This window comes from Hymenobacter antarcticus, from assembly GCF_039539545.1.
GTDB classification, from domain to species: domain Bacteria; phylum Bacteroidota; class Bacteroidia; order Cytophagales; family Hymenobacteraceae; genus Hymenobacter; species Hymenobacter antarcticus.
This window is the reverse complement of the sequence record NZ_BAABDI010000016.1, coordinates 101,310-113,424: the sequence shown is the minus strand read 5'-3', so window position 1 is coordinate 113,424 and position 12,115 is coordinate 101,310. Positions and strand designations below refer to the sequence as shown.

At 61.6% G+C, this 12,115-nt stretch carries 8 protein-coding genes; 3 read left to right on the top strand and 5 right to left on the bottom strand.

Going from position 1 to position 12,115, the window contains the following annotated elements:
* Window positions 1–230 precede the first annotated feature (230 nt).
* Together ABD819_RS12695 and ABD819_RS12690 are read right to left on the bottom strand one after the other, a co-directional pair.
* The gene (locus ABD819_RS12695; RefSeq protein WP_345124900.1) at window positions 231–632 is read right to left on the bottom strand and encodes an NUDIX hydrolase; all 402 of its coding nucleotides are present in this window, start codon (window positions 630–632) and stop codon (window positions 231–233) included.
* Window positions 633–789: 157 nt separating this feature from the next.
* The gene (locus tag ABD819_RS12690) at window positions 790–3,252 is read right to left on the bottom strand and encodes a prolyl oligopeptidase family serine peptidase (protein ID WP_345124899.1); all 2,463 of its coding nucleotides are present in this window, start codon (window positions 3,250–3,252) and stop codon (window positions 790–792) included.
* 283 nt (window positions 3,253–3,535) lie between these two features.
* Between ABD819_RS12690 and ABD819_RS12685 the strand changes: the two genes are divergently transcribed.
* From ABD819_RS12685 to ABD819_RS12675, 3 genes are all read left to right on the top strand, one after another.
* The gene (locus ABD819_RS12685; protein ID WP_345124897.1) at window positions 3,536–4,726 is read left to right on the top strand and encodes an extracellular catalytic domain type 1 short-chain-length polyhydroxyalkanoate depolymerase; all 1,191 of its coding nucleotides are present in this window, start codon (window positions 3,536–3,538) and stop codon (window positions 4,724–4,726) included.
* A 38-nt stretch (window positions 4,727–4,764) separates the two neighbouring features.
* Window positions 4,765–5,124: a winged helix-turn-helix domain-containing protein gene (locus ABD819_RS12680; protein WP_345124895.1), complete on the top strand. Its 360-nt coding sequence runs from the start codon at window positions 4,765–4,767 to the stop codon at window positions 5,122–5,124.
* Between the two features lie 66 nt (window positions 5,125–5,190).
* Window positions 5,191–7,791, top strand: a complete 2,601-nt coding sequence (locus ABD819_RS12675) for a TonB-dependent receptor (protein WP_345124893.1) — start codon at window positions 5,191–5,193, stop codon at window positions 7,789–7,791.
* 89 nt (window positions 7,792–7,880) lie between these two features.
* On the opposite strand, the gene ABD819_RS12670 is transcribed toward ABD819_RS12675, so the two are convergent.
* From ABD819_RS12670 to nuoL, 3 genes are all read right to left on the bottom strand, one after another.
* Window positions 7,881–9,344, bottom strand: a complete 1,464-nt coding sequence (locus tag ABD819_RS12670; RefSeq protein WP_345124891.1) for an OmpA family protein — start codon at window positions 9,342–9,344, stop codon at window positions 7,881–7,883.
* A gap of 391 nt (window positions 9,345–9,735) precedes the next feature.
* Complete coding sequence (locus tag ABD819_RS12665) at window positions 9,736–10,011, bottom strand: hypothetical protein (protein ID WP_345124889.1); 276 nt, start codon at window positions 10,009–10,011, stop codon at window positions 9,736–9,738.
* Between the two features lie 83 nt (window positions 10,012–10,094).
* The gene (nuoL, locus tag ABD819_RS12660) at window positions 10,095–12,047 is read right to left on the bottom strand and encodes an NADH-quinone oxidoreductase subunit L (protein WP_345124887.1); all 1,953 of its coding nucleotides are present in this window, start codon (window positions 12,045–12,047) and stop codon (window positions 10,095–10,097) included.
* Between the last annotated feature and the right edge of the window lie 68 nt (window positions 12,048–12,115).

Below are 12,115 nucleotides of genomic sequence, written 5' to 3'. Positions count from 1 at the left end.
ATTGCAACGGTCTGTTCGCGCATGGGGAAAGTAGGAATGAGGCGGTTAGAGACCTCAAACCTACTTCTGCTCTGCCGAGCAGACTTTTTTTGTGCTCTCCAACTACTCCGCAACTTGGGTTAAGTAGCTGAAATATCACGCCAACGGAGCCTGATTGGCCGCGGGTGCTTTTGCCTTCAGCTTTACTTCATCGTCCGGATTTTGTTGTGATTTCACCATCCCAGCCGGCGCTAATCGGCCAGCAAGCCTTGCTCCCGCAGCCAGTCAAAAATCAGTTGGTCAACGGCCGAGACCTGTTCCCGGTGCCGGAAGGTCAGCCACACCACTTCCGCAATTTCGGCGGCCGGCTGCAGCTCGCCGGTGTAGGTGGCCCGGTAGCAGGTCATGCGCACGAGCACGCCGGCCGGGTGGCCGTGGGCGGGCGCTTCCCAGGTGCCCGCGTGCTCCAGGCTGGCCGGGTCGAGGGCCACGGTGAGCTCTTCGCTGATTTCGCGCAGCAGCGTTTGGTGGTCGGTTTCGCCGGCTTCGCGCTTGCCGCCGGGGATGTAGTACCGGTTTTTGCCGTGGCTGCGGGTACTCAGGAGTTGGCCGTCGCGCAGGTGCAGCCAGGCAATTTTGTCGATTGATGCCATGTTCGGGTTTAAAAAAAGAACGTCATGCTGAGCTTGCCGAAGTACAGTTACCGCGCAGCTAATCCATTCGTAGGAATTAGTGTTGAGGTAGAGATGCTTCGACAAGCTCAGCATGACGTTCTGAGATTATTCTGATTTCCTAAACTGCCCTGCCTTCCTAATTAGCCGCTGGCGTGGCGGGTACTTTCACGTATTTATTCAGCCACGAATCCATCTCCCAGAGCATGTGGAGCAGGTTTTCGCGGGCGGCGTAGCTGTGGGCCTCGGCGGGCAGCACCACGTAGCGGGCGGTAGCCCCCTGGCCTTTCAGCGCGGCGTAATACCGCTCGGTCTGGATGGGGAAAGTGCCGGAATTGTTGTCGACCTCGCCGTGAATGAGCAGAATGGGCGTCTTGATTTTATCGGCGTAGTTGAACGGCGACATGGCGTTGTACACCTCCGCGGCCTGCCAGAACGTGCGCTCCTCGCCCTGAAAGCCAAACGGCGTGAGGGTGCGGTTGTAGGCCCCACTGCGGGCGATGCCAGCCTTGAACAAGTTGGAGTGCGAGAGCAGGTTGGCCGTCATAAAGGCTCCGTAGCTGTGGCCCATCACGCCTACGCGGGCAGGGTCCACCACGCCCATGCGGGCTCCTTCGTCGATGGCGGCTTTGGCGCTGCTCACCAGCTGCTCGGTGTAGGTGTCGTTGGGCTCCTTGCTGCCTTCACCCACAATCGGAATACTGGAGTTGGCCAGCACGGCATAACCCTGCGTCACCCAATACACCGGCGAGGCCCAGCTCAGGCGGGTGAACGTGTAGGGCGAGCCGCTCACCTGCCCGGCGTTGCTTTTATCCTTGAACTCGACCGGATAGGCTTCCATCAGCGTGGGCAGCGGGCCATCGGTTTTCTTGTAGTTCTGAGGCAGGTAGAGGTCAGCGGTCAGGTCCACGCCATCGGCGCGCTTGTAGTGCAGCACCTGCTTTTTGAAGCTGCCGCCGAAGGCTGCGTAGGGGTTGGTGAAGTTGGTTACAGCCTTGGGCTGGCCTTTTTTGCTGGCATCGCGCAGGTAGTAGTTCGGGTTTTGCGCCAGCGACTCGCGGCGCGTCAGCAGCTCACGGTGCTTGCCGCTGGCATCAAGAATAGCCACCGGGGTTTCGTAAACCGGGGCTTCGGAGCGCCACCAGCGGGTGGTTTTCTTACTCGTCAGGTCCAGCTCGTCCACGAAAGGCCGGTCGCCCTCGGGCGAAGCGCCGGCCCCCAGCAGGTAGATACTCTGGCCGGTAGGGCCCCCGGTAAGCAGCACGTACTTGCCCTGGGAGTTGCGGTGCTCGTAAGGTGTGCCGGGGTCCTTGTAAGTATCCTGCGACGAGCCTTCGAAGAGCACGGTAAGCGGCGCGGCGGGCGTGCCGGGGTTCAGCTGCCAGGTGGTTTGGTGGCGGTCGGCCCAGCGGTAGCCTTCCACGAGGGCCAGTTTGTCGTTGCCCCAGTTCAGGCCCGCGAAGCGCAACGGCAGCGCGGCCAGCTCCTGCGCCGGGCCGGTGAAGGGCGCGGGCAGGGTGTAGACCTTATCCCGAATAGCAGCCTTGGTCTTGGGGTCGCCCCCGTCCTGCGCCTCGGCGTAGTAGATGGTCGCGGGCGCATCGGCACGCCAGGCGTGGCCGCGGGGGCCGGTCACCACGGCGTCGAAATTGGTGGGGACGTTATCGGCCAGCGGCAGGTCGACGATGGGTTGAACCAGCGCACCGGTAGCCAGGTCGAGCACATCGAGGCGCTGCGGGAAGCTGCTGAGCGGCAGCAGGTACGAGTACGGGCGGTGACGGGTGCGCAGCAGCACGTACTTGCCATCGGGCGAGGAACTGGCGGTTTGAATAACGCCGGGCTGGCCCATGGGCTGGGCGCTGCCATCGGCCAGCTTCACCTTCACCAGCTGCGAGGTGGCGTAGTAGTCGAATACCCGCTCGTCGGCGGGGCTTTTCAGCAAATCCTGGTAGGTGCGGGCTCCGGACTTCTTGCCACCGCCGCTTTCCTGCACGGTGGGGCCGGTGGGGGCGGCATCGGCGGCCGGTGCGGGGCCACGGCCGGCCAGTACGGTGCGGGCCAGCAGGGTCTGGCTGTCCGATACCCACTCGAACGACGAGCCGAAGGCATCATTCAGCGGCGCGGCCAGCAGGCGGCGGGCGGTGGCGGTAGCCACATCGGCCACCCACAGTTCCACGCGGCCATCGGTGCCGGCCCCCGGCATGGTGAGGGCGAAGGCCATGGTTTTATCGTCCGGCGACCAAATCACGCTGCTGATGCGGGCCTGAGCGGGCAGGCCTTTCACCTCGGTTTCGGGGCCGTTGGGCAGCTTTTTCAGCTTGATTCCCACGGCGTAGCTCACCCGGCTGGGGCCGTTGGTGCGCGGGTTGAAACGCAGGCCGGCCAGGCGTAATTCGGGCTGCGAAAGCTCGGCCACGGTGGGAAAATCCTGCACTTGCAGCAGGGCCAGCGTGCGGCCATCGGAAGCCAGGCTGACGCGGGGCGTGGGCGGGGCCAGCAGCAAATCCTGAATGGCCTGGGGCGGCGTTTGGTACTTGAAATCCTGCGCCCGGGTCGCGGCGAAGGCCAGTAGCAACGTGGTGGAAAGAACGAGTTTTTTCATGGAGCGCGGGGGAAATGAACACGAAAGCCGAAGCGGCCAGGCCCCGGAGCCGAAAGGTAGCAAGCAGTTGGATTCCGCGCCCGGTCCCGGCTCGGTCCCGGCCGTTACCTTTGCCTGCATCAACTACAGCGGTTTCCAAGTCCATGTACAGCGTTAAAAGTTGAGAGTTAAAAGTCAAAAGTCAGACATACTGGGTTTTAACTTTTAACTCTCAACTTTTAACTGTTTTCAAAAATGTACACTGACTCGGAAACTGCTATAACGCTGCTTTCCCGAACTGAAAATGCGCAACTCCTTTCTCTCCACCGTCGGCCTGCTGGTGCTCAGCGCGCTATTAGCATTCTGCCCGGGCAGTCTTCGCGCCCAGACTACCGTAGTCGGCACCATCCGCAGCGGGGGGCTGGTGCGCGAGTACCGCCTCTACGTGCCCGCCATCTACACGCGCACCACGGGCCCAGTACCGCTGCTGTTCAACCTGCACGGCTACGGCTCCAATAACCAGCAACAGGAATTCTACGGCGACTTCCGGCCCATCGCCGACACCGCCAACTTCCTCATCGTGCACCCCAACGGCACCCTCGACGCGGCCAATAACCGCAACTGGAACACCTTCGGCCCACGCGGCACGGGGGTCGATGATGTGGCCTTCCTCGCGGCCTTGCTTGATACCCTGGCCACCCGCTACCGCCTCGACCCCGACCGCATTTACAGCACGGGCATGAGCAACGGCGGCTTCATGAGCTACGAGCTGGCCTGCCAGCTCAGCGGGCGCATCGCGGCCATCGGCTCCGTCACGGGCAGCATGATTGCCAGCCGGATGAGCAGCTGCGCGCCCGGCCGGCCGGTACCCATCATCGAAATCCACGGCACCGCCGACGGCACCGTGCCCTACACCGGCGGCACGGCGCTCAACTTCGTGCCCATCCCTACCCTGCTGGCCCACTGGGTGCAGGTGAACGGCTGCAACCCTACGCCCACCATCACGGCAGTGCCCAACACGAACACCACCGACGGCTGCACGGCTGAGCGCCAGGTGTGGGCCGGCGGCCGCAACGGCAGCGCGGTGGAGCACTATCGCATCATCGGCGGCGGCCACACCTGGCCGGGCTCGGCGTTCACTACCGGCGTTACCAACCGCGACATCAGCGCCAGCCGGGAGGTGTGGCGCTTCCTGCGACCTTACCGCCTCAGCCGCCTCGCGCTGGCCAACCGCGGTGCCGGCCCGGCCGCGGCGGCCCTGTCTCTCTACCCCAACCCCACCGGCGACGAGCTGACCATTCGGGCCGGCCAGCCGTTGCGGGCCGGCAGCCTGGCCGTGTTCAGCACGCTGGGCCGCCGCCTGCCCGCCCGCGCCCTGCCCCAGGCCGACGGCAGCCTGCGCCTAAGCACCAGCGGCTGGCCCGCCGGCACCTACATCCTGCGCGTGGAAACCGCTACCGGCCAGCCCCAGCAGCTGAAATTCGTGAAGCCGTAGGTGCGGAGCCCGCTCCCGCCGCCCTTTGCTCCGGTCTTATGAAAGCCCTGTTCCTGCCCGCCAAAACCTACCGCCTGAACGGCCGGCTCTGGCTCGAAACCGACGACGGGCGCTTCCTCGGCATTGGCCGGCTCGAGCTGCTGGAGCAGATTGCGGCGCTGGGCTCCATCTCCAAAGCGGCGCAGGCCATGGGTATGTCCTACAAGCGGGCCTGGGATTTGGTCAGCTCAATGAATGCGCAGGCTACTTCCCCGCTGGTAGCCACCCAAACCGGCGGGGCCCGGGGCGGTGGCGCGGTGGTCACGGAAGCGGGCCAGGTCGCCATCACGGCGTTTCAGGAGTTGCAGACGCGTTTTCAGGCATTCATGACCCTCGAAACCCAGCGGCTGCAGGAATAGCAGGCATAGTCGGACGCGTTATATCTTTGTGAATATAACGGGTTTTCAATGATGCCATCCCTACTCATGTCCTTCCGTGCCGGGCTGCTGGCAATGGCTGCTTTCTCCACGCTGGCCGCTCATGCTCAAAGACCTGTTCCGGCCGACACAACCCGCAAAAAAGTAGATTTAGAGGAGGTCGTGGTGTCGGCTTCTAAAGTCGAGGAAAGCTTCTTGCACTCGCCGGTAACGGTGGAAAAGCTCAACGCCCGCGCCCTGCGGCTCACGCCCGCGCCTTCGTTTTTCGACGCCATCGAGCACCTCAAGGGCGTGCAGGTGATTACGCCCAGCCTAGCCTTTAAGGTGATTAATGCGCGGGGCTTCACCAACACGACCAACGTGCGCTTTGCCCAATTAGTCGATGGCATCGATAATCAGGCCCCGCACATTGGCGGGCCGGTTGGGAACGTGCTGGGGCCGAATGATTTGGATATCCTGTCGGTGGAAATCGTGCCCGGCACGGCCGCCGCGCTCTACGGCATGAATGCCATCAACGGACTCGCCAATTTCCAGACCAGGAACCCCTTCAATTACGAAGGCCTGAGCGTACAGCAGAAAACCGGACTCAATCACCTTGGCGACCCGAACAGCGGGGCCAGACTCTTCTCCGAAACCAGCCTGCGCTACGCGAAGGCGCTGAGCCCGAAGCTGGCCTTTAAGGTAAATGGCAGCTACCTGCGCGGCTACGACTGGGTGGCCCACGACCAGACCGACATCAACCCCAACGGCAACGCCAACACGAGGTTATTTGGCACCGAAAACCCCGCCCGCGACCCCGTGAACGGCTACGGCAACGAGTCGCCGGACCGCAGCACGCTGAGCCTGGGTGGCAAAAACTACCAGGTGGCCCGCACCGGCTACGCCGAAAAGGACGTGGTGGACTACCACCTGAAAATCATCAAGGCCGATGCCGCGCTGCACTATAAGCTGCGCCCCGGCACCGAGCTGGCCTACACCTACCGCGTGGCCGCGTTCAACAACGTGTACCAGCGCTCGAACCGCTTTCAATTGCAGGGCTACCGCCTGCAGCAGCACGCCCTGCAGCTCACCAGCCCGGTGGTGCAGGCCCGCGCCTACTTCACCCAGGAAAACACCGGCCAGAGCTACAACCTGCGCTCCGCCGCCGAAAACATTGACCGCGGCTTCAAGCCCGACGCCATTTGGAACCGCGACTACACCACCGCCTGGAACGCCGCCACCCAGGCCGGCCAGCCCGTGGCCCAGGCCCACGCCACCGCCCGCGCCGCCGCCGATGCCGGCCGCCCCCAGCCCGGCACGCCCGCCTTTCAGCAAAGCCTGGACAACGTGCAGAATATCAATAACTGGGACGTGGGCGCGGCCCTGCGCGTGCGGGCCAACCTGCTCCACGCCGAGGGCCAGGTGAACATTGCCGAAGCCCTGCGCCGCGCCGGACACCGCCTGCCCACCACGCTGGATTTGCTGGTCGGGGCCGACCACCGCACCTACATCGTGGTGCCCGACGGCAACTATTTCGTCAATCCTGAGCAGGGAAAGGACCCGTTCAGCAACCTTACGTACGGCAAAACGGGAGGCTTTCTGCAAGCCGGTGCGCGGCTGATGAACGAGAAAATTCGCCTCACCGCCACGTTGCGGGCCGATAAAAATGACTATTTCAGCACCCGCTTCAACCCGCGCTTCACCGCCGTGTACTTGCCCAGCCAGCAGGCCAATTTCCGGCTGAGCTACCAGAGCGGCTACCGTTTCCCGAGCTTATTCGAAGGCTTCTCGAACGTGAACAGCGGGCAGGTGAAGCGCATCGGCGGGCTGCGCGTGATGTCGGACGGCGTGTTTGAGAACAGCTACCTGCGTACCAGCATCGACGCTTTCGTAGCGGCTAATACCGCCTACGTAAACGCCAATACGCCCGCCAACGCTACCGTTGCCCAGAAGCAGGCGATTAATAGCCAGGCCATTAATTTGAATAAACGCCTGTTAGTCAAAAACCCGTACACTTACCTCAAGCCCGAGCAAATCCGTTCGCTGGAGCTGGGCTACAAGGCGGCCCTGCTGCCCGGCCGCCGCCTGCTGGTTGATGTCGACTTTTACTACAACACCTACCGCGACTTCATTGCTCAGGTCGAGGCCTACGTGCCCAAAACCTTGAATCCAGACTCCACGGCCATTTACCTGGCCAGCAAAAATACCCAAAGTCGCTACCGCCTCTGGACCAACGCCCAAAGCAAAGTGTACAATTACGGCGGCTCGCTGGGCCTGCGCTATGAGCTGGCGGGCGGCTACCTCGTTGGGGCCAACACCACCTACACTCGCCTCGCCCGCACCGAATCGGGCGACGGTCTCGAAGACGGCTTCAACACCCCGCGCTGGGCCTACAACCTGAGCCTGAGCAACGAAAACGCCTACCAAAACTTCGGCTTTGGCCTCAACTACCGCTGGCAGCAGGGCTATTACTCCCAAACCTTCCTGGTGAATGGCACCGTGGCGGCTTACCACACGCTCGATGCCCAAATCAGCTACACCGTGCCCAAGCCCAACCTGCGCATCAAGCTAGGGGCCAGCAACGTGCTGAACGACTACTACGTGTCTTATTTGGGCGGGCCGAGCGTGGGCGGGCTCTACTATCTAGCGGTGACTTACGGCTTGCCGTAAGACTGACCACATTCCTTAGACCACAAAAAAACGGCCCGCTCTCATCGAGCGGGCCGTTTTTCTTACTTAGCGCTTGCCGCGCGGGCGGCTTACTTGCGCTTCACAGGGGCCTTCCGGGCCGGAGCCTTTTTGGCGGGAGCTTTTTTCACGGGTGCCTTGCCGGCGGTGGGCCGACCTGCAGGAGTTTTCTGCAGTTCCGAGATGGTGGGCGCCGGGCCGTACTTCACTTCGGCCGAGTTTGGCTCGCCGGTGAGGTAGAGGTCGAATTCGACGCGACGGTTCAGGGCCTGGCCAGCGGCCGTACCATTGTCCGCAACCGGTTTGGTCTCGCCGTAGCCGCGCGACTCGATACGGTCGGCGGGTACCGTCTGGCTCAGCATGTAGGTGCGGGCCGAAGCAGCACGGTCATAGGAAAGACGCAGGTTGTAATCGTCGGCGCCTTTGCTATCGGTATGGCCGGCAATGCTCATGGTGTAGTCGGGGTACTCGGCCATGATGGCGGCCAGGTCCTTCAAGGTTGGGTACGAGCTAGGAAGCAACACGGCCTTGTTGAATTCGAAGTTGATGGACTTCGTGGCTTCTTTCAGGCGCTTCTTGGTTTCAGCCTTAATCTCGGGGCAACCCTTGTTGCTGGCGGGGCCGGCACGGTCGGGGCAACGGTCCTGGTAGTCGGGCACGCCGTCGCCGTCGCGGTCAAGCGGGCAGCCGGTGGCATCCACTTTCACACCAGCCGGGGTGCCGGGGCACTTGTCGTCGGCATCTGTTATGCCGTCACCATCGGCATCGGGGCAGCCTTGCAGGATAGCGAGGCCCGCCACGTCGGGGCACTTGTCTTCGGCATCAGTCACGCCGTCGCCGTCACGGTCGGGGCAGCCTTGCAGGGCAGCCACGCCTTTCACGTCGGGGCACTTATCCTGGTAGTCGGGCACACCGTCGCCGTCCTTGTCCAGGGGGCAGCCGTTGGGGTCCACGGCCACACCGGCGGGGGTGCCGGGGCACTTGTCCTTTTTGTCCGATACGCCGTCCTTATCCTCGTCCTTCATCTTGCCGAAGGCTACCGTCACACCAGCCTGGTGCAGCAGGAACCGGTCGTACAGCTTGTCATCCGGGCTACCGTAGAGGTTATCAACCCGTTCGGTAAAGGGATAGTGCTGGCTGGTGGTCAGGTCCAGCGACACAGCATCGCTGAGGCGCACCCGGATACCAGCCAGGCCAAATACCTCGGGCCGGCGAATCTGGTTGAAAAAGTTCTGGCCATTAGCGCGGCCTGTGCTATTGGTCAGAAACATGCCGCCGCCACCCATCAGGTAGGGCTGAATGCGGGCATCTTCCTTGAGAATCTTACCGTTGTTGAGTTTGAGCTTAATGCCCAGGTCCACCATGCCGATGCGCGCCTCGAAGTTGTCGCCGGCTCGTACTTCGCTGCTGAACTTATACGTCTGATAGTAGCCAAGCAAGGCCACATCGAACGAAGGCGACAGGTAACGACTGATGGTACCACCGCCGCCCACTTCGAGGTCGGGTTCGGAACGGTCCCAGAAATCAGTTCCCATGTTGCCACGGTACTGCAACAGTCCGACATTGGCACTGAGGGCCGTCTTTCTGTCAGCGGTTTGGGCTTGTGCCAATGGCGCTGCCATGCCCAGCATGACTGCGCCAAGTGCCAGACCCCGTAGGAAGTTAGGTGTTGGATGCATATTTTTTGAGGTGAAGGAATAGAAACAAAATCCGCTGCCGGCCCTGCGGCCCGCATTGGATAGGCTGCTATACCCTATCTATCCAAAAAAGTTGCTCTTACTGCCCAATCCGCCTTTACAAGGCCTGATTAAAGTAATTGACAATGACTATTATTTACGATAAAATAGTCGCGCTTGCGGCGTCCCAACATAATTGGCGCAATACTCCCACCGGCTCACATTACCCCCGATACGCTGAATTAACAGCTTATTTTACCCGCGCAAACCGGGCGCTTTTGCCACCGGCGGATACCACAATCTGGTCGGATTCGGGGATATACAACACGGGTACTTTGCGGGTGCCGTTGTCAATCAGCAGGCTTTTGGTCGCCTCGTCGTACTTGCCCACCAGGTCCTGCCTGCCTTCGCTAATGAAGAAGTCATCGCCCGAACGCCTGATGATGGTATGCGTTTCCGCATCAGTGGTGGCACTTTTCCACTCGCCCACAAACTGGTCACGGGCATCTTTTCCGCAGGCTACCATAGCCCAGCAAGCCAGTATAACAAAGCCGCGCGCAGCAAATGCTTTCATGTTGCCGAGTTGATTAGGAATAGCCATTTAGCAGCCTAGAAGCGGGCGAAGTTCAGTCCCAGAATCAGTACGATACCGACGACCATCAGAATCAGGTACGTTTCCACGGCCCCGGTCTGCACGTAGCGGAGCAGCTGGCCGCCGCCATTCACGGCGCGACCAAAAACACCCACTACGGGGTTGATTACCCCGTTTTCCACAAACTTATAGAGGCCCGACGACAGCGCCATAATGGGCCGCGTGAACAGGCTGTTGTACAGCTCGTCGATGTAATACTTGTGGTACACCAGGCTCTCGGGAGCCGAGCGGTGCGCCTCGTCCTCGGCCGGGCGCTGGGCGCGGGCCACGTAGAATACGTAGGCCAGGATGATGCCCAACAAGCCGGCGGCTACCGACAGGCCCATCAGCATCAGCTCGGTATTGTGGTCGGGCTCAGCCGAGAAAACCTCCGGCATCAGGCGCTGCGAGTAGGTAAATATCGGGGCCAGGTATTCGGCCAGGTAGTGATGCCCGCCCGTGAACATGGGCGCACCCATAAAGCCGCCCACGGCCGCCAGAATGGCCAGAACAATGAGCGGAAAGGTCATCGAAGCGGGCGACTCGTGCAGGTGATGCTTCTGCTCGGCGGTGCCGCGGAACTCGCCAAAGAAAGCCAGGAACAGCAGGCGGAACATGTAGAACGCCGTGAGGAAGGCCGTGAGCAAGCCCATGGCCCACAGCACTTTGCTGTGCTCAAAGGCGTGCGCCAGGATTTCATCTTTCGAGAAGAAGCCCGAGAACGGCGGAATGCCCGAAATGGCCAGGCAGCCGATGAGGAAAGTGACGAACGTGATGGGCAGCGCCTTGCGCAGGCCGCCCATGCGGCGCAGGTCCTGCTCGTTGCTCATGGCGTGAATGACCGAGCCGGCCCCGAGGAACATCAGCGCCTTGAAGAAGGCGTGGGTGAGAACGTGAAACAGCGCAGTGGAGTAGCCCATCACGCCCAGCGCCAGGAACATATAGCCCAGCTGCGACACCGTGGAGTACGCCAGCACCTTCTTGATATCGTTTTGGGCCAGGCCGATGGTAGCGGCAAACAGTGCCGTGGCCGCGCCCACGATGGCTACCACCTGCAGCGTGTCGGGCGCGAGCGTGAACAAAACGTTGGCCCGCAGCACCATGTAGATGCCCGCCGTAACCATGGTAGCGGCGTGGATGAGGGCCGAAACCGGCGTGGGGCCGGCCATGGCATCGGGCAGCCAGGTGTAGAGCGGCAGCTGGGCCGATTTGCCCATCGCGCCCACAAACAGCAGCAGCGTGATGGCCGTGCAGATGCCCACGCCATAGGTACCAAACTCGCCCAGGCTGGCCTTCTGGAACACCTCGGCGTACTGCACCGAGTTGAAGGTGAGGTAAATCAGGAAGATGCCGAGCAGGAAGCCCAGGTCGCCGATGCGGTTGATGATGAAGGCCTTCTTGGCGGCGTTGTTGTAGGCGGTGTTCTTGTTCCAGAAGCCGATGAGCAGGTAGGAGCACAAGCCCACGCCTTCCCAACCGATGAAGAGGATGACGAAATTGGCGCCCATCACCAGCAGCAGCATGCTGAAAATGAACAGGTTCAGGAAGCTGAAGAACTTGCCCACGTTCTCGTCGTGGTGCATGTAGCCGATGCTGTAGACGTGAATGAGAAAGCCCACGCCCGTTACCAGCAGCAGCATAATCAGGCTAAGCTGGTCAATCTGATACTGGAAGGGTATCTGAAGCGAGCCGACGGAAATCCAGTCGAACAGCTGCACGGTGTACTGGTACTCAAAATTGAGAAAAAGCATCACCGAAATCAGGAACGAGCCCAGCACGGTAGCGCTACCAATGAGGCCGGCTAGGGTGCCGGAAAGCTTGCGGTTCAGCAGCCCGTTCAGCAAAAAGCCCAGGAAGGGCAACAGCGGAATAAGGACGTAGATGAATGTAGAATACGGGGCGTTGGCGCCGGGGAGAACGGTTTCTTGCATGAGGGAGTGACTGAGCGAATGAGTGAATGAGGCGAGTTGAACGAGCGGCAGAGCGAACGGCTAAGGCG

Bases quoted from the DNA above. Each gene is read 5' to 3' on its own strand.
- ABD819_RS12685 (WP_345124897.1), top strand. From the start codon at position 3,536: ATGCGCAACTCCTTTCTCTCCACCGTCGGCCTGCTGGTGCTCAGCGCG.
- ABD819_RS12665 (WP_345124889.1), bottom strand. From the start codon at position 10,011: ATGGTAGCCTGCGGAAAAGATGCCCGTGACCAGTTTGTGGGCGAGTGG.
- ABD819_RS12675 (WP_345124893.1), top strand. From the start codon at position 5,191: ATGTCCTTCCGTGCCGGGCTGCTGGCAATGGCTGCTTTCTCCACGCTG.
- ABD819_RS12695 (WP_345124900.1), bottom strand. From the start codon at position 632: ATGGCATCAATCGACAAAATTGCCTGGCTGCACCTGCGCGACGGCCAA.
- ABD819_RS12680 (WP_345124895.1), top strand. From the start codon at position 4,765: ATGAAAGCCCTGTTCCTGCCCGCCAAAACCTACCGCCTGAACGGCCGG.
- nuoL (WP_345124887.1), bottom strand. From the start codon at position 12,047: ATGCAAGAAACCGTTCTCCCCGGCGCCAACGCCCCGTATTCTACATTC.
- ABD819_RS12690 (WP_345124899.1), bottom strand. From the start codon at position 3,252: ATGAAAAAACTCGTTCTTTCCACCACGTTGCTACTGGCCTTCGCCGCG.
- ABD819_RS12670 (WP_345124891.1), bottom strand. From the start codon at position 9,344: ATGGGAACTGATTTCTGGGACCGTTCCGAACCCGACCTCGAAGTGGGC.